The sequence below is a fragment of the Streptomyces humi genome, from assembly GCF_001005085.2.
Taxonomy (GTDB): Bacteria; Actinomycetota; Actinomycetes; order Streptomycetales; family Streptomycetaceae; genus Streptomyces; species Streptomyces humi.
Genome location: NZ_LBMU02000044.1, coordinates 21,441 through 44,079, shown reverse-complemented (window position 1 = coordinate 44,079; position 22,639 = coordinate 21,441). Strand labels below are relative to the sequence as shown.

General features: G+C 73.2%; 8 protein-coding genes. 4 read left to right on the top strand and 4 right to left on the bottom strand.

Translation table 11 applies throughout. The annotated features are described in order from the left end of the window. Positions 1-20: 20 nt before the first annotated feature. A complete protein-coding gene (locus AAW13_RS20535) occupies positions 21-10,931 on the bottom strand; it encodes a hypothetical protein (RefSeq protein WP_046730423.1) in 10,911 nt (3,636 codons plus the stop codon). 172 nt (positions 10,932-11,103) lie between these two features. On the opposite strand from AAW13_RS20535, the gene AAW13_RS20530 reads away from it, so the two are divergent. Both AAW13_RS20530 and AAW13_RS20525 read left to right on the top strand, forming a co-directional pair. Next, positions 11,104-11,916, top strand: coding sequence for a hypothetical protein (locus AAW13_RS20530; protein ID WP_046730424.1), 813 nt, complete (start codon positions 11,104-11,106; stop codon positions 11,914-11,916). A 41-nt stretch (positions 11,917-11,957) separates the two neighbouring features. Next, on the top strand, positions 11,958-12,269 hold the full coding sequence (locus tag AAW13_RS20525) for a hypothetical protein (RefSeq protein ID WP_046730425.1): 312 nt from the start codon (positions 11,958-11,960) through the stop codon (positions 12,267-12,269). A 51-nt stretch (positions 12,270-12,320) separates the two neighbouring features. Here AAW13_RS20525 and AAW13_RS20520 read toward each other — a convergent pair whose 3' ends face one another. From AAW13_RS20520 to AAW13_RS20510, 3 genes are read right to left on the bottom strand one after another with little or no spacing between them, the layout of a single operon-like run. Next, the gene (locus AAW13_RS20520) at positions 12,321-16,874 is read right to left on the bottom strand and encodes an FtsK/SpoIIIE domain-containing protein (RefSeq protein WP_046730426.1); all 4,554 of its coding nucleotides are present in this window, start codon (positions 16,872-16,874) and stop codon (positions 12,321-12,323) included. A 53-nt stretch (positions 16,875-16,927) separates the two neighbouring features. After that, positions 16,928-18,205: a hypothetical protein gene (locus AAW13_RS44915; RefSeq protein WP_052768590.1), complete on the bottom strand. Its 1,278-nt coding sequence runs from the start codon at positions 18,203-18,205 to the stop codon at positions 16,928-16,930. Further along, a complete protein-coding gene (locus AAW13_RS20510; RefSeq protein ID WP_240528665.1) occupies positions 18,202-18,789 on the bottom strand; it encodes a sigma-70 family RNA polymerase sigma factor in 588 nt (195 codons plus the stop codon). Before AAW13_RS20510 ends, AAW13_RS44915 begins: the two co-directional genes overlap by 4 nt. A 308-nt stretch (positions 18,790-19,097) precedes the next feature. Between AAW13_RS20510 and AAW13_RS20505 the strand changes: the two genes are divergently transcribed. Further along, positions 19,098-20,090 (top strand): RICIN domain-containing protein, encoded by a 993-nt coding sequence (locus tag AAW13_RS20505; protein ID WP_240528664.1) that lies wholly within the window; start codon positions 19,098-19,100, stop codon positions 20,088-20,090. Positions 20,091-20,322: 232 nt separating this feature from the next. Then, a complete protein-coding gene (locus tag AAW13_RS20500) occupies positions 20,323-22,632 on the top strand; it encodes a glycosyl hydrolase family 95 catalytic domain-containing protein (RefSeq protein WP_206306250.1) in 2,310 nt (769 codons plus the stop codon). Positions 22,633-22,639: the final 7 nt, after the last annotated feature.

The following is a 22,639-nucleotide window of genomic DNA, read 5'->3' as shown; positions in this document are numbered from 1 at the left end:
CGGTGATCGCCGCTGCCCGGTCAAGGCGCCTGGTAGTACGTGGGATTGATGCTCGCACGGTAGGTACTGGTCAGGTACAGCGACTGGATCGTCTTCTCGAAGATCTTGAAGGGTAGCTGGACCCAGAAGTCGGCGAAGCCCTGGCGGTGGAAGAGCCGGCCGCCGGCGCTCATCACGAAGACGTTCTTGACGAGTCCGGTGGTGGCGGCCGTGGTGACCGAGGCCGCCGCGTTGATGCCGCCCTCCCACACCGCGTCCCCGCCGTGCAGCTTCACGGTCTGGCCGTCGGCATCGGTCACGCCCCACACCGCCGCGTTCATGCTGCCGTTGACCCAGCCCGAGAGCGCGCTGCTGAGGACACCGAACGAGTAGTCGTAGACGCCGCCCCGCCAGCGGGTCGGAGTCTCGTTGCCCGCCCACTCGTTGACCCAGGTCTTGTCGTGGTTCATGGGGCGGCGGGTCCACGGCTTCCCGCCGTCGATGTTGGCGATGCCGGCCTTCAGCCTGCCGAGGTTCTCCAGCCCGAGGGCCCGGCTCTCGTGCACCGCCGTGCTCAGACCGGTCTTGATGCCCGCGCCGACCGCCGCGTTCGCGAACGACTTGAGCGCGTCCTTGCCGGTGAACGGCTTGTTCTGGACGGCCGCGACGATCCCGTTCACCGCGAGGTTCGCACCGAACTCCAGGATGAACTCCTGGCCGAACTCCAGCGCCGCCTTCTTCGCCACGCTCTGCCAGTACGGCTCGTAACGCGCCTCGCGCAGCGCCGCGTCGCCGTCCGGCAGCACCGTGCCGGACCACGGCATCCGCTGCGCCTCACGGGTGGTACGGCCCCAGCCACGAATCTCGGTCAGCGGGCCCCGGAAGTCGTACTCGTTGCCGGTCAGCCGCCAGTTGCCGAACGTGTCCCGTTCGAACACCAGCCCGTTGTCGGTGCGTTGGGCGATCAGATCGCCGTTCCTGTCGTACCGGTTCCACTGGCCGCGCCAGGCGTCGGTCTCCACGAACCCGGTGCCCTCCGCCCTGCGCTCCCGGACCACGCCGCCGTGGTCGAACTCCTTCCACACCGAACCGGCGGGGGTGTTCTGGGTGACCGCGGTGCTGTACGCCCGCACCCGCAGCGGACCGCCGTTGTGCAGCGGGGTCTCGCGCAGTACGACGGGCGCGCCCTGGCCGGGGACGCGCAGCTCGTCACGGAAGTGGCGGGCGCCGTTGGTCCACCGGTCCTGCCAGGCGCGGCCGTCCCACCAGCGGCGGACCTGCTCGCCGTCGCCCACCGTGATGGGCGTGCCGTCGCGCTCGTGGGCAGCGGCGCGCCACTGGCCCTGATCGTCCCGCCAGGCGTCGACATACCGCCCCGAGTCCAGCGCCCGGCGCTCGCGGACGAGGTCGCCGTTGCCGTCGTAGTCCCGGTAGGAGTCGTCCCAGGGCAGCCGCGAGTCCTGTGACCCCCGGAAGAACTCCCTGCGGCCGCGGCCGACTTCGGTGCCCTGGGCGTCCAGCTCACGCCAGGTCCAGCGGCCCGAGTCGGCGCGGCCGGAGCCCTGGACCACCCGTCCGGCGGTGCCGTCCGGGTGGGCGTGGCTCTGCCCGACGAGGTTGCCGTGCGGGTCCCGGTCCACCCAGGTGCGGTCGCCGGTGAACTCCCGCACGATCCCGCCGGGCCGCCCCTCACGCGCGACGTGCGGGGTGCCGCCGGCGTCCTGGTGGACGTCCTCCCAGAGCCTGCCGTCCGGGTCGTCCACGAGCGTGTGGCGGTAGCCCCGCAGGTTTCCGGCCTGCCAGGGCAGGTCGGCGGCATCGGCGGGGGCGTGGGCGGGGCGTGCCGCGTGGTCGCCCACCTTCAGGGACGTGCCGTCGTGCAGCTTCCCGCTGAACCGCGCGAAGGTGCCGTCGGCGACCAGATCCAGGGCGCTGCCGTCCATCCCGACGTAGCGGACCCCGGAGGTGGTGGTGCCGTCGCCCGCCTCCTTGGTCCAGGTGAACAGCTGGTAGGTGTCGTCGCCCCGGACATGGGCGTACGGCGGCCGGGTGTGCTCGGCGCCGGCCAGCCAGCGGGTGCGCACCCAGGTCGGCGGCCGCTGCTCACGCCAGCGGTCGGTGGTCAGGAAGCCGTCGCCGAAGGCCTCGTGCCTGCCGACCTCCTTGCCGTGCGGGGAGTGCCGCTCCCAGGTGGCGCGGAGGGTGCCGTCGGCCGGGTTCACGGCGTGTTCCTGGTACTGGCCGGCCCGCTCGGGCCATTCCGCCATGCCCCACTGCCGCTGGGCGATCCGGCCGTCCGCGGTGCGGTCGGTCCAGCCGCTGCCGACGCGCTCCCGGGTGCGCGGACCCGAGGCGATCACCTTGCCGTCGCCGTCGTGACGGTGCCAGGTCCAGACCCCGTTGCCGTCGTCGACGCCCAGCGTGTGGCCGGCCCGGCCGTCGAACTTCTGAAGCCCGTCGCGGTACTCACGGACCGTGCGGCCCCAGCCGTCGGTGTCGCGCCAGCCGGTGCCCGCCGTGTCGTAGTGCCGGCTGCCCGTACCGGCCGGAGTGCCGGTGTCGTCCCAACGCACCCAGTGAGTACGGGGGTTGGTGCGGGCGAAGCCGATCGTGTCGGTCCGCCGGAAGGAGTCGACGACGTCGCCGGAGGCACCGGGCAGCACCCGGCGTTCGAAGACCGGCACCCGCTTCCCGGTCGAGCTGAGCAGCTTGATGTGACCGCCCGCCGCCCCGGACAGGTCGGCGGTGCCGTGGTGGAAGGACCCGGCCGCCACCGGTGCTCCGGACCTGGTGGTCCGCTCCCAGGTGCCCGTGGTGCGGTCGACGACGTACCGGTAGTCCGTCCGCCGCCCGTCGTCCAGCACGTTGAAGCCCTGCCGGACCACGCTGCCGTCGGCGGCCAGGTGCACGAACTCGCCGTGCCGCGGGCTGGTCCGGTCGTCGAAGGCGATCCGGGTGGTGCCGTCGGGCCGCCGGACTGCGGTCCAGTGCGCGAGCCTGCCGCCCGCCGCGTCCTCCAGCCAGGCGCCGGGGTGCGCCGCGGTCGGCGGAGCCACCACGAGCAGGCGCCCGCCGTGGCCCGCGGGCAGCGGGGTGCCGGTCGCCGTGACGGCGCCCTGGGCGTCGTACCGGGTGAACGTCCCGTCGGCCGGCGTGGTCCGGTGACCGCCGCCGGGCAGCGGGACCGTCTCCTGGACGAACCGCCCGGTGTTCTGGTCGAAGACCTGCCGGCCGCCGCCCGGGCGGGCGATCTCGACGCGGCCGGCCGGGTCGAAGGTGACCGCCCGCGCCGGGTCCGCCGCGAACGCGTCGTCCAGCCAGCGCGGGGCCCCGCCGAGCGGCCGGTCGAGATGCCCGGCCGGTACGCCGTCCCGGCCGGTCAGCCGCAGCCCGTCGCCCGCGAGGCCGCCGTCGGGCGCGAAGGTGCGGTGACCGGTGTCGTGGACGGTACGGAAACCACCGTTGTCCGCGAGCGCGGTGACGGTGCCGGGCAGCCGGTTGCCGTCGGCGTCGGTGAGACGGTGGCCGCCGGCGCCGTCCGGCTCGGCGAACCGGGCGCCGCGCTGCCCGTCGGCCGGGTCGGCCAGCGCGGTCGAGGTGCTCACCGGGCGGCCCTGGGCGTCGTACAGCACGGACTCGCCGGTGACGCCGTCGATGGTGCGCGGCCGGTTGCCGTCGACGGTGACGACCCGCTGGGGGAGCGGCTGCCCCGCCGTGTCGGTGAGACGGTGACCGCCCGCGCCGTCCGGTACGACGATCCGGCCGCCGCGCGCGTCCGCCGCCGGGTCGAACAGCGCGAGGCCGGTGTCCCGGTAGCGGCCGTCGGCCGTGAACGTGCTGGTGGCGCCGCTCGTCTCGTCGGTCACCCGGAAGCCGGCTCCGTCGGGCAGCGCGGTGACCGTCTGGGGCTGCCGGGCACCGGACGGGTCGGTCAGCGTGAAGCGGCCCGTGCCGTCGTCCGCCAGGAACCGCTCCCCGCGCACGCCCCGCGGGTCGGTCAGCGCGACACAGGTCTCCTGGAGGCGCCCCCGGCCGTCGTGGCGTACGGACACCCCGGTCGTCTCGTCGGTGACCCTGACGCCGTGCCCGTCACCCAGGTCCCGCACCCGCAGGTCCAGACGGTTGCCCGCGAGATCGGTGACATGACCGCCGGAGCCGTCGGTGACCAGCACCCGGTCGGTCGGGCCGGGTGCCCCGTCCCGGCCGGTGAGCTGGACGCCCTCGTCGAGATGGTGCCCCAGGGCGTCCACGCGGCGGGTGGCGCCGGTGTCGCCACGGGTGATCCGCGTGGCGTCGCCGGGCAGCGGGAAGGCGGTCAGCCCGTCCGCTCCGGGCCCGTGCACCGTCAGGGCCCGGCGCGTGCCGTGGCCGTTGACGTCCGTGCGCAGCCGCATGCCCGTCGGCCGGCCGTCGGCCCCGTGCAGCGGCATCTCGTAGCCGGTCCGGTCGCCGTGCGCGGTGTAGGTCTCGACCGTGTCCGACCCGGTGTTCCGGACGTCGAAACCGCCGTCCGGCCGGGCGACGACCGTGTGCGCCGGGTCCGGGTGCAGCTGCTGGTCGACCATCCGCAGCGTCACCGCGCCGTCCTGGCCCACGCTCCGCTCGACGGTCAGACCGTTCGGACCGCTCACACCCGAGCTGTTCAGAGCGATGTGGTCGACCGCGGGCGGGACGGTGTCGGGCAGCGTGTCGTGCTTGCCCGCGCCGAGCGTCGCGCCACGGCGGGTGGCCCCCAGCTGGATCTCCTGGACCCGGGCCTCGATCTCGGCCGGCTGGACACCGAGGTCCTGGAGGTTCGTGTAGGCGGTGCGGAACCGCTCCCGCGCGGCGACCAGTTCCTGGTTGAGCTGCACGTCGAACGCGCTGACGCCCTGTGACGTGCTCGCTCCGCCCGGCGCGCCGCGCAGGTCCTCGACCCGGTTCAGTTCGGCCCGGGCGGACGACAGCTCGACCCAGGCCTCGCGGAACGGCCGGCCGTCGCCGCCCAGCAGCTCGTCGAACCGCGCCGAATCCTCCGCCCAAGGCGTCCGCCCGGGCTGCCGTGGGGGCACGGCCGGACCGGTGCCGCGACCGGTCCCTACGGATGCCGGCGGGGTGCCGTCCAGCAGGCTCAGGGCGTCGTTCTGCCGCTGGACCCGGGCGGACCTGTCCACACCGTCGAGCGTCGTCTGGAGCCCGGTCCGCGTGTGCGGGGCCGTGCCGCCGCCGTGCGGTGCGGCCGGGGCGATGTCGACGGGGCGCGATGCGGGCGTGTCGTTCTCGGTGGGGCGGGGTGTGCCGTTCGTGTCCGGGGTGTGGGACGGGAGGTGGTCGCCGGTGAGCGTGGGGGTCTTGGTGTCGGCGCTCGGCGGCAGGAACAGCCGCCGGCCGTCGTCCGTGAAGTGGAGGCCCGCCTCGTCACCGTAGACCAGTCCCGCCTTGGACAGGTGCTTGAACGCCTTGTCGAAGGCGTTCCTGCCCAGGTCGACGGCGGCCGTGGTCTGCGCGCCGACCTTGGAGTCCGGCAGCGACCGGAAGCCGTCGGAGTTGGCGAGTGCCCGGACCATCTTCTTCATGGGGTCCGTGATGCCCGGCACCGCCTTGAGCGCGTCCTCGGCCGCACGCGGAAGTTCGGCGAGGTCGGGTCCGCCGGGCACGGCGGCCGACGACGAGGCCCCGGCGCCCTGGTTCTTTCCCGGCCTGGGCTGCGCCTTCACCGCGTCCGGGTCGGGTCCCTGCTTCAGGGCGTCGACGCGTCCGTTGACGGTGTCCAGCAGCTTCACCCGCTCGTCGAGCAGGCCCTGCGCCATGTCCTTGCGGGCACCCTCGGCGAGGGCGTGGAACTCCCGCGTCAGCCTGACCGACTGCTCGGCGAGCGGCTGCGCCTTGTTGAGGTTGTAGCGCTGCGCCTTCTTGTTGCCGCTGACGACGGCGTTGTCGGCCTGGCGCAGCTTGTCCGACGCCTCGTCGAACGCCTTGCCCGCGGCCCGCGCGGCCGGGTCCACCGTCCCGTCGGCGAGATAGCGTCCGTCGCCCTCCGCGTCGTGGACCATGAGCGGCCTCGGCCACTCGGACTCGACACGGCTCGCGAGCGGGTTGATGGGCAGTCCGGACCCGAACTTCGCCTCGGGCCGGTACAGCTTGGAGACGACCGACCCCAGTCCCTCCGCGTCGACCCGCCCGTGGACGAGCCGGAGGACGTCGTCCTTGAAGCCGCCGCCGATCCGGTGCACCTCGCGCACCACCGACAGGGCCAGCGCCTCCTGGACGTGCGCGCCGTGGAAGACCTCCTGGTCGAAGGAGACCGTGCGGGAGCCGCCGTCCGGGTACGCGTACGTCCAGCGGGCCCGCTTGCCCATCTCGTCGAAGCCCTCGTCGTACGTGGCGCTGCGCACGGTGTCGTCGCCGAACTTCAGGTCCCGCATCGTCTCGCGGTCCAGCGGGTGCAGCTGGTCGTGCAGCGACACCCAGCCGCCCTTCTCCTCCAGGACCTTGGCGTCGAAGACGAGCGTGGTCGGCCCGTACCGCGTCGCCATCGGCTTGTCACCGGCCTCCATCCGGAAGAAGACGAAGTCGTCGTTGCCGAGGTTGGAGGTGTTCTTCGCCGAACTCTTGCCGGAGGCGAGGAACCTGATGCCCCGTCGGGCCAGGTCGCCCTGGGAGGACATCACCCCGCTGTTGGCGATGGCGTGGTAGGCCGGGGTCGCGTGCTTGACGCGGTACGGCAGGTTCTCCAGACCGGCCAGCAGTTTCTCGAACTGCGCCCGTTCGGCCCGCGGCAGGCCGTCGAGCAGTTCGGCGACGTCCTGGCGCAGTTGCCTGATGTTGCGCTCGGACAGCTTCTGCACGAACTCCGTCTGCTGGGTCCTGGAGAGCTTGTCGAAGTCCTCGAAGTCGTCGAAGACCTGCTTCCACTGGGCCTGGGTGCCGGGCAGTTCGGCCTTCCACTGGAGACCGGTGGGCACCTCGGCGTACGCCTTGTCGGTGCGGAAGCGGCGGGCGACGGCCGGCATGTCGCGCTGTAGACGGGTGATCGAGGCCTCGGTGCCGAGGAAGCCCTTGAGGGAGACGGACCCGCCCGGCCCGGCCTCCGTGACGGCCTCGTCGACCATCCTGGCGAGCTGGTGGGCCACGGTGGCGACGGGGGCGTGCTCGTTGCGCAGGGTGTACGTGCCGCCGAGTTCGGCGGCGTCCTTGACGAAGCCCTGGAGGGAGGCGTCGAGGGTGTGGGCGGCCTCGTCGAGGGTCCGGGCGAGGCCCTGGAGCTCCTGCGGGGTCCTCTTGCCCGCCTCGACCAGGTTCTCCAGCCGCCGGGTGAGTTCGCGCAGGCCGCGCGACTGCTCCTGGATCTCCGCGCCGGTCCTGATGAAATGGTCCGGGCGGGCGGCGTCGGGCGCGTGGCGCGCCTCGGTGTCCAGCCGCAGCGCGTGCTCCTGGAGCCGCAGGGCCCGCTGGATGTCACCGGCACCGGCGAACTGGTCGACCAGCAGGTTGAGGTCACGCTGGGAGAGCCTGCCCTCGGTCAGCGCCCGCGTCATGGCGTCGTCCAGCCGGACCGTGCTCCGGGTCGCCTCCTCGTTCGCCTTGGCGAGGGCGGCCTCCATCGTCGGGCGTTGTTTCTGGCCGGCGTTGGCGAGGTTGATCTCGGCCTGGTGCAGGCCGCGCTGGGCCTCGGTGTGCTCGCCCAGGAACTCCGCCAGCCGCTGGGGAGGCGTCGCGGAGGTGGCCGTCCGCGTCTCACCGTGGGCGGACGGCGCGGTGTGCGCGGGCGGGGGAGTCGCGGTGTCGGCGGGCAGGACCGTGCCGCCGAGCGCGCGGGGCCGCTCGTTCAGGCCGAGCCCGCGCAGGGCGGCGAGGTCAGCCTCCATCCGCACCGGGTCGACACCGAGTCCGGTCAGCCGGTCGTGGGTGGCGTCGTACCGCTGCCGGGCGGCGTCGACGTTCTCGCGGGCCCGGAGCTCGGCGGCGGTGGGGCCGTGGGAGCTGCCCGCGTGGCCGTCGTGCGGCAGCGATTCCTCGGCCCGGCCCAGGTCGTAGCGTGCCTGGACGTGGTCCCGCCAGGCATCGCGGCGGGCCTGGCGCAGCGGGTCGTCCGCGTGGCCGAACAGCGCGTCGACCCGCTGCCCGTCCCGGAACCAGGCCTCCTCGATCTGGGCCGGGGTGAGCCGGGGCCCGTGCCCGGGCAGGTCGCGGCCGCCGCCGGTCCCGCTTGGGTAGGGGCCGCTCGTCCTGTCGGACGGGGCGGCGGCGCGCTGCTCCGGCAGGTGCTCGGGGGTGTGCCCGGAGGTGCCGGAGGCCGAGCCGGCCAGGCCCTTGCCGGTGTCGGTGTGGGCGGGGGTGCCGGCGAAGGCGGGGGTGTCGTTCCCGCGGGCGCTGCGGCCGGTGTCGACGAGGTCGAGGGCCGAGCGGCTGTGGTCACCGCCCGGGCCCGGGCGGCCGGAACCGCCGACAGGAGCGGGGGAGGGCGGGTCGTGCGGGGAGACGGTGACGGGAAGCCGGTCCGGTGTCGTGGGCGTCACCGTGAGCCGGGCGGGTGTGGTCGTGCCGACCGTGAGCCGGTCGGGTGTGGTCGTCCCGGCCGTGAGCCGGTCCGGCGCGGCGGGGTTCGTCATCAGCCGGTCGGGAGCGGCGGGGTTCACCGTCAGCCGGTCGGGAGCGGCGGGGTTCACCGTCAGCCGGTCGGGAGCGGCGGGGTTCACCGTCAGCCGGTCCGGGGTGCCCGGTGCCGCTGAGCCGTGCGGCAGGTGCTCCGGCGCGGCACCGGGGCGGGGTGAGCCGGGGCTGTGGACGAGTTCGTCGAGGTGGAGCCGGGTCTGGTTGGCCGTCAGGGCGCTGGTGGTGCGGTCGGCGAGGGTGCTGCCGGTGCCGGGGGCCACCGGTGTGTTCGGCGTGTTGCGGTGGCCGCCCGCCAGCAGGTCGAACGCCGAGGCGTGGGTGTCGACCGCGCCCGGCACGGTGTGCCCGATGCCGTTCGGGGCGGGGTGGGCGACCGTCGTCGGCCCGGTGAGCAGGCTGTTCGGTGCGGTCACCTCGTGCGCGGCCATCGGCGCCGGCGTCGAGTTCAGCGCGGTGTGCGCGAGGTTCGTGGCCGGTGCGCCGGTGCCGGTCAGCGTCGTGTGGACGGGGCCGGCGACGGGGGAGCCCGGCGTGGCCAGGCCGCCCGCCGTACCGGCGACGGGCGGCGGCGTGCCGTGGGTGCCGGTCAGGACCGAGGTACCCGGCGTGTGCGTGCCGCCGTGCGCACCGCCGGGCAGCAGCACCTCGGCGTGCGAGGTGAGGTTCGCCGGGGTCGGGGGCAGTCCGGTGAGCGTGGTGTGGGCGCCCCCGGTGACGGCCGCGACCGGCGTGTTCGCGACGCCGTGCGCGGCGCCGGGGACACCGGCCGACGCCGGTACGTGCAGACCGGACGCGGTGGTGACGGTCGGTGTGGCGGCGACGCTCACCCCGAGGTCCGAACGCCCGCCCAGCGCACCGAGGTTCTCCACGTGGACGCCGCCGAGCTGGACCCGGGGCATGTCGACCAGCGCGTCCACCGTGCGTCCCGCCTGCACGCCGAAGTTGCCGCGGTGGGCGATCGCGCCCACGTCGCCCAGGTTCAGCGACGGCGGCCGCAGCGTCGACGTGACGTCCAGGTGGGTGCCGGGGAGGCGCAGGTCGAGGTTGCGCAGCGCGTTCTGCCCGGCCCCCGCCCCGAACCGCAGCTCGTTCAGCTGGATGCGCGGCATGTCGACCAGGGCGTCGACGGTACGCGGATCGACCGGGACCGAGCTGATCGTACGGCCGACGGCGCCCGTGATCGGGGCGCCGAACACGTGCTGCCCGAGTACACCGCGGTCGAAGAGGCTGATCCGCAGGGCGCGCGCGAAGCCGTACTCGCCGATCTCCGCCGCGTCCACCGGCAGGAGGATCCGCAGCCACTTGGTGCCCCCGAACTCCTGGCCCACCCAGGTCTTCGTGGCCTGCCAGCCCTTGGAGAGCGTCTCGGGCAGGCCGCGCACGAACCCGGGGATCGCCTTGAAGCCCTGGACGACCGTCAGGCCCAGGGAGTTGACGCCGTGGCTGATGACGTTGGGCAGGTTGTGGATGCCGTCCAGCACCCACAGGCCGCCCTTGTAGACCCAGGTGCTGCCGAGCCGGACCAGGTCCTTCAGGCCCAGCAGCAGGGTCGTCGGCCGGAAGCCGTTGGTGAACAGGTTGCGCAGGGCCTGGAAGGTACCGCGGGCGATGTTGGCGAAGCCCTTGGCGAAGGCGGTCGTACCGACGCCCTTGATGATCTGGAAGATCGGCAGTGCCTTGGTGGTGGGCGCCAGGATGCCCAGCCCGGCGAGGAACAGGTCGAGGAAACTGGCGTCACCGTTGGCGAAGTCGACGATCGTCTTGATGAACAGGGTGAGGTTGACGCCGAGGGCGAGCAGCGCGATCGGGCCGCCGAAGATCAGCGCCGGCACGATCAGGATGATCGCCAGCCACTGGAACGCCTCCCAGAAGATCTGGCACCTGGAGATCGGCAGCTGGATGTCGGAGACACCCGAGATGCTGCCGGCCGCCGCGGCCGCGCCCTCGCCGTGCTCGGTGCCGGCCTGTCGCGCCGTCGAGGCGTAGGTGTCCCTGCTCGGGTCGTCCTCGGACAGCCCCCGGCCCGAGTTGAGGGCGCCGTCGGCCCGGGACTGTAGGTCGACCAGCTTGTCCGCCCAGGTGGTCAGCGCGCTCGCCGCGGTCTCGAAGGACTGCGCCACGTCCTCGATGTGTCCGCGCAGCCGGTCGTTGACCTTGTCGCGCAGCGCGTCGGCGGCCTCGCCGACGAAGACGCTGTCGCCGGCCGTGTTCATGACCGCGTCGATCGCCGTGCTGATCCGCCGGGCCTCGGAGCCCAGGTGGTTCAGCTCGGTGGCCAGCGTCCGGATCTGGTCGGGGTCGCCGGGGGTGGGGTCGCCGTCGAGCCCGATCGCGTTCCAGTCGGTCGGGCGTGGCATGTGAAGTTCCTCCCGGGTACGGCGGCCTTCGGGGCGGTCACTCCCCAACTGACCACGCCACAGCCCCAGATGCGGTTCACGTGATCTGAGTTACAGCGGCCGTCCGGGGTGAACCGGCGGGCCGGGTGCGGCGTGGTCCAACTGACCGGAGTCCCGACTGGGAGGCCCAGGCATGGCCGATTCACTCAAAATCGAATACAACGTCCTGAACGACGCCAAGCGGGACCTGGAGGCCCTGGCCGGAGACATCGGTCCGCTCCTCGACAACAGCACGTTCTCCCGGCTGGGCCAGACGGACTACGACGGATACACCTCCAGCGACGCCCTGACGGTCCTGGGCGACCAGACCCTGGCCGACGCGCTCTCGGGTTTCTACTCCAACGCCAGCAGCACCATGTCCCACGCGGACAAGGGCCTCAAGGAACTGGCGGGCGCCTTCGGTTCGGTGGGCGAGGCCTTCCTGTCGTTCGACTCCGAGCTCTCCCAGGGCATGGGCATAACCGGCAGCAACCTGGGGCTCCAGAACTACTTCCGGGACAAGGACCTGTGGGACTACAAGCAGTCCCACCTGGACCAGTGCGTGCCCGGACCGGACGGCAAGATGCCGGACTTCTGCTCGGCCACCGACCCCGGCGACCCGCCGCTGGACCAGACGATCAACACCGCGCGCGGCAGCGTCCACACCCATCTCACCCTGGACGACCAGCGCCATGTGATCAAGGAGGAGTCCACCGTCACGTACGACGGCAAGACGTACACGTCGGTGACCGACTACTCCAGCGACGGCAACCACTACACCACGGACACCTCCTACCCGGACGGCAGCACCGTCCACTCGGAGACCAACCTCAACCCCGACGGCAGCGGGACCATGGTCACCACCGGCAGCGACGGCGACCGCACCGAGTACACCCGCGGCCCCAAGGACGCCGACGGCAACCAGCCGGACTGGCAGCAGGTGGGCGGCACCACCGACGACGACTGACGACCGACGACCCACGACCGACAGGAACGGACAGGAACCCCATGGCCAGCTACAACGGCATCAACCTCGACTACCACAAGATCGAGGAGGTCGTGAGCCTGCTGCACGACGCCCACGAGAACCTGCTGCCGGTGCTCAGCAACCTGCGCAACCGGGTCAACACCCTCGTCGACGACGGCATGGTCTTCCAGCAGTCCAGCGAGGTCATCCGGACCACCTACAACAACTTCGACACCAGCCTGCTGGCCGCCGTCAAGGGCATCAACGACTTCTCGGAGATGTTCAACGGCATCAAGGAGAACGCGATCCAGTTCGACCAGGGCATCAGCAGCAGCCTTCAGAACAACTCGTAGCGCACACGGGGGGCCCGGCCGGTTTCGCCGGGCCCCCTCCGCGTCCGCCTGTCAGGTCCGCAGCGGGGTGAGCGGCACCTGGAGGGCGAGCAGCGCGCCGCCGGGGCCGGCCGTCCAGGCCCGGCCGGGGTGCGTGGTCGCCCGCACCACACTGGGCATCAGCCGTACGCCGACCAGGTCGCCCTCGGTGAGGTTCTTCGGCGCGAGCAGCAGACCGCGCCGGGCCCGCCGGGCCGCGAGCGTCCAGCCGCTCATCCCGCTCTGGAAACCCTCCGCGGAGGCCGCGTAGACCAGTCCGAGGCCCTGGTCGCGGCCGGAGACGGCGATCTCCTTGAGGAGCTTGTCGGCCGCCGAGTTGGTGATCAGATCGGCGTCGTCGATCATCACCACACGCGGCCCGGGCAGCGCGTCCAGGGCCGCCCGCACGGAGTCGGCCGACGGGTCGTTCTCGGTGAGCACGGTGGCCGTGGCGTGGCGCTCCAGGGCCCGCAGCGGCGAATCGCGCGGGGTGAGGACCACCAGCGAGGTGCCACCGGCCAGCAGGGACACGGCGATCGACGCGAGCGCGTTGCTCCGGCCGGACCCGGCCGGGCCGAACACCCCGAACGCCGAGGCCGAGCCCGCGAGGTCCACGCCGACCGGGCCGCCCTCGTCGCCGCCGACACCGAGCAGCCCCCACATCGGCCGCCGGTCCGGGTCGGGGACCTTCTGGTAGGCGTCGGCGAACTCCACCGAGCGCGGCAGCACCGCGACCTGGAACGGCCGCCGGGTCTCGGGGACCCGGGCGTCCCGCTTGCGGGCACTCTCACCGATCGCCCGCAACGCCTCCGCCTGCTCGGTGCCGCCGCCTGCGGCGAGCAGCGCCACCTGGGTCTCGGTACCGCTGAGGACGTGCCAGCCGCGGCCCGGCGGGATGTCGGCGGGGATCTTGTTCGGCATCATCCCGACGGCCTGGTAGTCGCTGCGGTCGCCCTGCCGCAGCAGCAGCTTGTGGTCGTTGTGCGCGGCCATCCGCCCGCCCAGCAGGGAGCGTTCGGACGTGGCGACGACATGGATGCCGGCGGCGGCGCCCTCCCGGATGAGCCGGGTCACCTCCTGCACCAGCTGGCCGTGGTCGTGCTCGTCGATGATGACCGAGAGCGAGTCCCAGCCGTCGATGAACAACAGGATGTGCGCGGGCCGCTGCGCCTTCGGCAGCAGCCTGCGCAGCTCGTCGACACCGGTCGCGCTGTGTGTCTGCGCCAGGTCCTGGCGCTCGGTCAGTTCCCGGTTCAGCCGGCGCAGCAGCCGGCCCAGCCGTTCCAGGTCGTGCCGGGAGACCACCCCTCCGCAGTGCGGCAGCGCGCCGATCGCGGTGAGGCCGCCGCCGCCCGCGTCGATGCCGTAGATGTGCACGTCGGCGGTGCTCGTCGCGCGGGCCGCCGACCCCGCGATGGTCCGCAGCACCTGGGTACGGCCCGAACGCGGGGCGCCGATGACGTACAGGTGCCCGAAGGTGGCCAGGTCGGCGACGGCCACCCGGCGCTGCTGGAGCTGCGGAACGTCCTCCAGGGCGTACGGGATGACCAGCCGGCCCTCGCGGGTGGCGCCGAGTCCTTCCAGGTCGTCCAGGGTCAGTTCGCGCCGGAGCGGGGGCAGCCACGGGCTGGGCTGCGGGGTGAAGTCGTCGAGCAGGTCGGCGGCGGTGCGGATCTCCTCGACCAGGGCCTGGAGATCGGTGGGGGCCGGGCCCTGCGGGGCCGTGGCCGTCACCGTCCGTGTCTCGGCGGGCAGTTCGGCGGGCCGGCCCAGTGCGTCCCAGCCCACGTCCACCGCACGCACCGGCCTGCGGGGGCCCGGCTCCGGCCCGGCCGTCGCGGCGGCCGGGGTCTGCCGGGGCCGCTCCGCGCCCACCCAGGCGGTCTGGAACGGGTCCGCCTGCTTCGGCCCGCGCCGGACCAGGGCCCGGCCGGGGGTGCCGGAGGAGATGTCGACGGCGTCCTTGACGTCGATGATGTCCTGGCTCTCGGTCATGTCCGTCACCCGCAGCGCGATCCGCAGGTTGGTGTTGGCCCGGATGTCACCGGTGACCACACCGGCCGGACGCTGGGTGGCCAGGACCAGGTGGATGCCCAGCGAACGGCCGCGCTGCGCGATGCTGATCAACCCCGGCACGAAGTCGGGGACTTCGCGGACCAGGGTGGCGAACTCGTCGATGACCAGCAGCAGCCGGGGGAGCGGGGCGAGCGACGGGTCGGCGGCGCGCTTGGCCCGGTACTCGGGGTGGTCCTTGGCGTCCGCGGCCGCCAGCACCTGTTCACGGCGGCGCAGTTCGGCGCCGAGCGACTCCAGCGCCCGCTCCACCAGGTGGGCGTCGAGGTCGGTGACCATGCCCAGGGTGTGCGGCAGGCCGGCGCACTCCTTGAAGGCGCTTCCGCCCTTGTAGTCGACCAGCACGAAGGTCAGTTCGTCGGGCCGGTTCACGGCGGCCAGCGAGGCCACGAACGTCTGGAGCAGCTCCGACTTGCCGGATCCCGTCGTACCGGCGACCAGGCCGTGCGGCCCGTCCTGCACCAGGTCCAGGGAGAGCGGCCCGTCGAAGCCGGTGCCGACGACGAAGGAGGTGCTGGCGGGTTCGTGCCGCCAGCGGTCCAACAGGGCCTCGGCGTTGGGCGGTTCCTGCTCCAGCAGGTCCAGCAGACGGACCCGCTGGGGAAGTCCGGCGTCGTGCTCGGGGCTGACGTCCCGGACCGGCGCCAGGGCGCGGGCCAACTGCTCGCACCACTCGGGGGAGACCCGGTCGGCACGGACGCCGGGCAGGTCGGGGGCGCCGGGCCGGCGTACGGTCAGCCGGCTCTCCGCCGCCAGCACGACCCCGGTGCTCTCCTCGGGCAGCAGCCGCTCCTGTTCGTCCAGGCAGACGCTGAAGATCCGCACCCGCGGCCCGTCGGTGAGCACCTGCACCATGCCGGGCACGTCGCGCAGCCGGCGCGCGCCGTCCGCGACGACCAGCACGTCCGGGTCGGTGAAGACCACGTCACGGTCGTTGCCGGCCTGCCGGCGGCGTGACTGCACCTGGGAGACCAGCTCGCTGATCCGGGCCGCGGTGGACTCGGGGTCGTTGCCGATCAGCACCACGGGACCACCCGCCGTGCCCGGCCTGAGGTGCGGCAGCCAACGGGTCCACGCCCAGTCCGCGACCCGGTCGGGCTCGGTCAGGATCACCACCCGCAGGTCGCGCGGGCTGTGCAGCACACCGGCCTGCGCCACCAGCCAGCGGGCCAGCGGCTGCACCTCGGCGGCCGGGCCGGCGACGCCGACGACACCGTGCGCGGCGATGTCCACGCCGATCGGCGTGTCCGGGATGTTCCAGCGGATCGAGCGGTGGTTCTCGTCCCGGGCCGGGTCCTCCAGCTCCCGTACCGACGGCTGGTCCACCGTGCCCAGGCGCAGCACCAGATGATCCGGGTCGCGACGGCGCCGTTCCCACAGCCGGCCGCCGGGGCCGGTCGCGATCAGCGCGACGGCGGCCGGGTCGGGACCGGTCTTGTCGCGGACCCGGCGTTCGCCCGTCACCGCGCCCCGGACCTGCTCCTCCAGCACGTCACGGCGCCGCTCGTAGGCCGCCTCCGACTCCAGGAACTGCTTGCGGGCCGCCCGGCGCCCGGTCGCCCAGTTCGACAGCATCATCATCGGGCTGAGGAACAGGAACACCAGGAAGTAGTACGACTTGAAGATGCTGACCATGAACAGCCCGAGGACGATCGGGGAGATCATCATCACGGTCGGGAACGGGCGCTTCTGCGGCGGTGACGGCGGCTGCGGCAGCCGTACCCGTTCGGCGTCCAGGTGCGGGGCGATCCGCGGCGGCCGGTTGTAGTCCACGCCGAACCCGTCGGCGGACGGGGTGACCGCCGCGTCCGCCTCGACCGGCCGGGTCATCCGCAGCAGTACCGGACCGACCGTCAGGTCCTCGCCGTCCGGCCAGGGCACCGGACCCGGCCCGGCCGGGCGTTCGCGCGGCGGCTGCGGACGGGGCCGGCGCAGCTGGGTGATGGCGTCGTCGGGCGGCGGCGAGGCGAGCCGGGCACGGACCACGGCCTCGGGGTCGTCGTCGACGCGCTGCCAGGTCGCCGTGGAGTCCGCGCCGACCGTCACCCACAATCCGGACTCGGGCACCCCGGCGCCGGCGTCCAGTCTGAGGGCGCACAGCGCGTCGGTGCCGATCTCGTGGCTGCCGGGACCGAGCCGCCAGGTCCGGCCGGCGCCGGGCCCGGAGACCACGTGCACCTCGGCGAGCACGCCGTCCCGGTCGTCGTCCTGGTCGTCGTCCTGGATCCGGACCAGATCCGCCGGGCGCGCCGGACCGCCGAGCCCGAGCAGCCCGCCGTCGCGGATCCCGCTGCCGGCCACCGGCGTCCCGGGGTCCAGCCGGCGGTCCCCGGCGTACAGGTTGCGGGCCTGCGGCGCACCGGACGCGGCCCAGTCCGCGCCACCGGTGGCGGCGGCCTCGTCCTGGGTCAGGGCGGCGGCGAGGTCGCCGACGGTGGCGTTCGAGGGCAGCCGGACCTGGTGGTCGCGGCGCTGTCCGTCCGTGGCGTCCACGGTGGTGATGGTGAGGTTCACGGCTCCCAGCCGGGCGGTCGTTCGTGTGGGGAAGGGCGGTGGTACGACGGCGGTCACGGCGCCGGTGGCGAGGCCGCGGAGACACCGGCCGCACCGGAGGCGCTGGGTTCCGCGAAGTCGTCGTCGAAGTCGTCGTCGACAGCGGCGGCGGAGTCGGCATGGGCTTCGACGGGCGCGGCCTGAGCGGGTACGGGCGCGGCCGGAACGGATTCGGGCGCGGCCGGAGCGGATACGGGCGCGGCCGGAGCGGATACGGGCGCGGGTGCCGGCGCCGGGCGGGTGGCGGAGACCCCGGTCGGGCCGGTGTCCCGCGACGCGCCCGCGCCCAGGTCCGGGCCCAGGTCCGGTTCGTCCGGCAGCAGGTCCGGGTCGGCGGCGCGGGTGACGTCCGCCGGTCGCCGTGCCTCGTCGCCCGGGCGGTCGGGGTACGGGGGCAGCACGGCCAGGGTCCGGGCCACGGCCCGCGACAGCGGCAGCACGTCGACGCGGGCGGCGGCGGGCGAGCCGTGCACCGTGAGCACCGCGTCCGGCGCGATCTCCAGCAGCCGGGTCCGGCCGCGGGCGACGCCCAGGCTGAGCAGCCGGACACCGGACGGCAGCGGCCGTTCCAGCGGGTCGGCGCAGACCGCGATCTCGACGCCGGGCCGCCCGACGGCCGCCGCGGCCGGCACTCCCGGAAACCTGGGGTGCACCCCGGAGGCGACGGCTACCCGGCCCTCCGGCAGCCGGGCGTCCAGCTGCGCGGTGAGCGCCTGGAGCACCGCGCGCGCCGTACGGGCGGCACGCGGCGGGCCGTACACCGACAGGGCGGGCGGCCCTGACCGCACGTCGAGCAGTACGGCATGCCCCAGGTCGTGACCCACACACACCAGCAGCGGTACGGCGGCCCCGTCGGGCACCTCGGTCAGATCGGCGCGCTCGATCCACCACAGCCGCGGGTCGGCCTCGTCGGCGGCCCAGGGCTCCGGCGGTTCGCGCAACGCGTCACCGTCCGCCGCGACCAGCACGGCCATCCACTCGGCACCGGCCAGCACGCCGTACGGACGGACCCCGGGCCGGACGGCCGCCGCCAGCGCGGTGGCCCGCTCGGCGTCGTCCCACACGGCCGGGTCGCGCAGCAGTCGCACCAGCAGGCGCAGCCCCCGCCGGTAGCGCAGTTCCGTGCGCACCGGACCGGTGAACGCCCGTACGGTGAGGGTGATCTCGCGTCCGAGCCGGCGCCACAGGGCCTTCCAGCCGCCGCCGCGCCGCACCAGCCAGTTGGTGACGGCGAGGACCAGGACCAGCACGCCGGCCAGGCCGAGCAGGGTGGTGATGGTGTCGGAGCTCATCGCGTCTCTCCCCGGACGGTCTCTCCCCGGTGGTTCCCGGCGCCGGCCGTGCGCGGGCCCTGGGACTCGAGGGAGGCGCGCAGCGCCCGCATGCCGTGATGGGTACGGGACTTGACCGTGCCCTGGGGCAGGCCCAGCTGGCGGGCCACGTCCTCACCGCTCTGTCCGAGCAGATGGACCCGGGCGACGACTTCGCGGTGTGCGGGAGCGAGTGTGCGCAGCGCGGAGACCAGCACCCGCCGGTCACCGACCTGTTCGGCGTGGTCCGGCACCGGCGGCGGCCCGACGGGACCGAAGTCCGCCGCCGTGATGCCCACCGGGACGGTCCGGTCCCGGCGCCGGCTGTCGACCACGAGGTTGCGGGCCACCCGGAACAGCCACATGCGGATCGGCCGGTCCCGCCAGTCCAGCCGGCCCGCCGACTGCCAGGCACGCAACAGGGTTTCCTGGACGACGTCCTCGGCGCCGTGGGGGTCGCGCCCCATCAGGCCGGTCACGAAGCGGCGCAGGCTGTCGCGCTCCGCGAGAAGGAGGTCTGGCGTCCGGTCCGCGCCGTCGGCGCGGTCATGGTCGATGAGGCTCACGGCCTCCGCCTTCCGGTGTCGGGTGCTGCTGTCATGCGGTGTCGCCGTGGGTCGCTGGGTGTCGCTGTGTGCCACTGTGAAACGTGTCAAGTGCGAACGCTAGCGCGAGAATCGGATGTTCCCGAACCCGCGCTGATTCGTAGTTCAACAAATTCGTCACAGCCAACTTCGCACAGGTGGACGGAAGGTGACGTTCGGAGGGATCTTCGTGGACGGGTGTCCGGACCTACGGCGGCCCTTGGTTACTGTTCCTGTGTTCAGCCCGTACCGGGCGTTCCCAGACCCTCGACAGATCTCCGGGAGACGACGTGCCGCCCCTTCGTAAATCCAGGCCCGAACGGCCCGGCACTCCGACGGGACGTTTCAGCGACACCTTCGCCCGCCGACCGGCGCTGCCCCGCCGCGGGCTGGTGCCGGGCGCACGGGTGTGGGCGACCGTCGGCGGAGCGGCCGCCCTGACCGTCGTCGTCTCCCTGGCCGTGCCGCTGCTGGGCCGGGCCGACCTGTTCCGCGAACCCGACACCGCGCCGACCGCGGTGGTGGCGGCGGCGGGTGAGCCGACCACGCTGTCCGCCACCACGGAGTCGCCGGCCGAGTCACCGTCGCCGAGCCGCGGCTCCTCCCACAAGCCCGCGAAGACCTCCTCGGGCGGTGCGGGGTCGAACGGGCGGCAGTCCGGTGGCGGCTCGGTCGCCTCGAGTGCGAACTCCGGGCCGGGCGGCTCCGGTTCGGGCGGGTCGGCCAGCGCTTCCGGCAACTCCGGCGGCTCGTCGGGATCTTCCGGTTCCGCCGGCTCCAGCTCCGGCGGTTCCACGTCCGGTTCGGGCGGCGGCTCCTCCTCCGGGAACTCCTCGTCGAGTGGCGGATCGAATGGCGGGTCGAGCGGCGGATCGAGCGGCGGCACCAAGTCCACCACCGTCCCCGGCGTGGCTCTGATCGGTACCGGATCCGGCCGCTGCGTCGACGTCACCGACGCGGGTGGCGACGGCACCAGACTCCAGATCGCGACCTGCTCGGGCGCCGCCCGGCAGAAGTGGGTCTTCCAGTCGGACGGCACCATCCGCTCGCTCGGCCTGTGCATGGACCTGGCCTGGGCGAACACCGCCAACGGCACGGCGATCCAGGTCGCCAGGTGCAGCGGGAACCGCGCCCAGCTCTTCTACCTCAGCGCGCAGGGCGACCTGGTCAGCGCGCTGGCCGACAAGTGCGTCGACGTCACCGACAACGGCACCGCGAGCGGCACCAAGCTCCAGCTGTGGACCTGCGCCGGCACCTCCAACCAGAAGTGGCACAAGGGCTGACGGCTGCCGCCCTCCAGGTACCGGTCCAGCGCATCAATACATCGGATGAGTCAACCAGTTGGGTCCAGGCCGTCGATGTGAACGCCCAGCTCAACCCAAGGCCAATCCGGCATTTCGGGATCAATTGCTGTGTCGACGCCGACTGTTGGGGTTGTTGACAGTCATACGTCGGGTCCCTAAGTTCGCCGATACACCCGATGTATTGATGATCCGCCAGCTCTGGAGGACGATGATGACCTCGCAGCCGGAGAAACATTCACAGGTGCCCCGCAGAGCCGTGCTCGGCACCGCCCTCGGGACAGCGGCGGTCGCCGCCCTGCCCGGCACCGTCCACGCGGCCCCGGCGGAACCGGCCGACGCGCGCGGCGCACACCCCTGGAAGCTCCGCGACACCATGACCACCGACGGCGCCTGGGACGAGTTCCTGCGCGGCCAGGACCTGCTGTGGAGCAGACTGCCCACCGTCTGGCACGAGGCGCCGTTCCTCGGCGACGGGCTGCTCGGAAGCATGATCTACCAGGAACCGGGCGCCGATCAGATCCGCTTCACCGTCCAGCACGGCCGGGTTCAGGACCACCGGCCGGAGTTCGGCAGCGGCTGGGGCACCGCCCGCCTCCCGGTCGGCCACCTCACCCTGGAACCGGCCGGCACCGTCACCGCCGTCGACTGGCGGCTCAGTCTCTGGAACGCCGAACTTTCCGGCACCGTCACCACCACCGCCGGCACCCTCACCCTCGCCGCGTTCGTCCACGACGAGGTCCTGGCCGTCCGCGCCACCGCCCACGGCGGCGAACGGGTCACCTGGACCTTCCATCCCGAGGAGGCCGTCAGCCCTCGCAAGATCCAGGAGTCACCGCCCGCCGGCTACACCGCCAACCCGCCGTGGACCACCCGGACCACGTCCGACGGCACCGAACAGGTCCTCCAGCCGCTCACCGGCGGCGGACAGACGGCCACCTCCTACCGCCGTGCTAGCGACGAACTGCTGCTCAGCGTCGGCCACAGCTTCCCCTCGGACACCGCGGCCGAGGCCGACTCCCGGCGCAACCTGCGCCGCGCCCGGACCTACGCCGTCCTCCGGCGCCGGCACACCCGCTGGTGGCACGCCTTCTACCGGAAGAGCTTCGTGTCCTTCCCCGACCAGCGGTTGCAGAGCTTCCACTGGATCCAGCTCTACAAGGTCGCCTGCGCCAGCCGCGCCGACGGCCCCGTGATGGCCACCTCCGGGCCCTGGCTGGAACCCACCCCCTGGCCCGCCGTCTGGTGGAACCTGAACGTCCAGCTCGAGTACTGGCTGATCCACGCCTTCAACCACCCCGAACTCGACTCCCTCGCCACCACCCTGCGCCAGAGCCAGGAACAGCTCACCGCCAACGTGCCCGCCGCCTACCGTGCGGACAGTTCCGGCATCGGCCGCAGCTCCGACATGTTCGCGAACCGCGAGGTGGGCAGGCCCGGCACCGGCGCCGAGACCGGCGACCTCACCTGGGCACTGCACAACGTCTGGCTGTCCTACCGCCACTCCATGGACAAGTCCCTCCTGCGCGACACGATCTACCCGGTGCTGCGCCGTGCGATCAGCTACTACCTGCACTTCCTCACCCCGGGCAGCGACGGACGGCTCCACCTCCCGAGCACGCTCTCGCCCGAGTACCCGGTCGTGCCGCCGCAGGACACCAACTACGACCTCGCCCTGATCCGCTGGGGCTGCCAGACCCTCCTCGAATCCGCGGAACTCCTCGGTGTCGACGACGAACTGGCACCCCGCTGGCGGGAGGTGCTGGCCAAGCTCACGCCGTACCCGGTCGACGAGAACGGCTTCATGATCGGCGCCGACACCCCGTACGCGCAGTCCCACCGCCACTACTCGCACCTGCTCATGGTGTACCCGCTGTACCTGGTCAACTGGGACCAGCAGGAGAACCGCGACCTGATCACGAGGTCGGTGGTCCGCTGGCACGCCCTGACCGGCGCCCACCGCGGCTACAGCTACACCGGCGCCGCCTCGATGTACGCCATGACCGGCGACGGCGACACCGCGATCAGCTATCTCCGCAAGTTCTTCGACCCCACGACCCGCTACCCGTGCCGCGCCAACACCCACTACACCGAGGCCGGTCCGGTCATCGAGACCCCGCTGTCCGCCTCGCAGTCCCTGCACGACATGTTCTGCCAGAGCTGGGGCGGGGTCATCCGCGTTTTCCCGGCCGTCCCGGCCGCCTGGGCGGACCTCACCCTGCACGACTTCCGCACCCAGGGCGCCTTCCTGGTCAGCGCCGTCCGCAAGGCGGGGAAAACCCGGTTCATCCGGGTCAGGAGCCTGGCCGGCGAACCCCTCAGGCTCCGGCACGGCCTGACCGGCCCGCTCACCGTCCTCCTCGACGACGGCACCCCGGCCCGCACCCACGACCTCGGCGACGGCACCCTCGCCGTGGAACTGCCCCGCGGCCGCGAGGTACTCGTGTACTCCGGCACCCGCCCCGACCTCGTCATCGCCCCCGTCGCCGTCAGCGAACCGGGCGCGGCGTGGGGACTGCCGTAACCGCCGA

Bases quoted from the DNA above. Each gene is read 5' to 3' on its own strand.
- AAW13_RS20535 (WP_046730423.1), bottom strand. From the start codon at position 10,931: ATGCCACGCCCGACCGACTGGAACGCGATCGGGCTCGACGGCGACCCC.
- AAW13_RS20530 (WP_046730424.1), top strand. From the start codon at position 11,104: ATGGCCGATTCACTCAAAATCGAATACAACGTCCTGAACGACGCCAAG.
- AAW13_RS20525 (WP_046730425.1), top strand. From the start codon at position 11,958: ATGGCCAGCTACAACGGCATCAACCTCGACTACCACAAGATCGAGGAG.
- AAW13_RS44915 (WP_052768590.1), bottom strand. From the start codon at position 18,205: ATGAGCTCCGACACCATCACCACCCTGCTCGGCCTGGCCGGCGTGCTG.
- AAW13_RS20500 (WP_206306250.1), top strand. From the start codon at position 20,323: ATGACCTCGCAGCCGGAGAAACATTCACAGGTGCCCCGCAGAGCCGTG.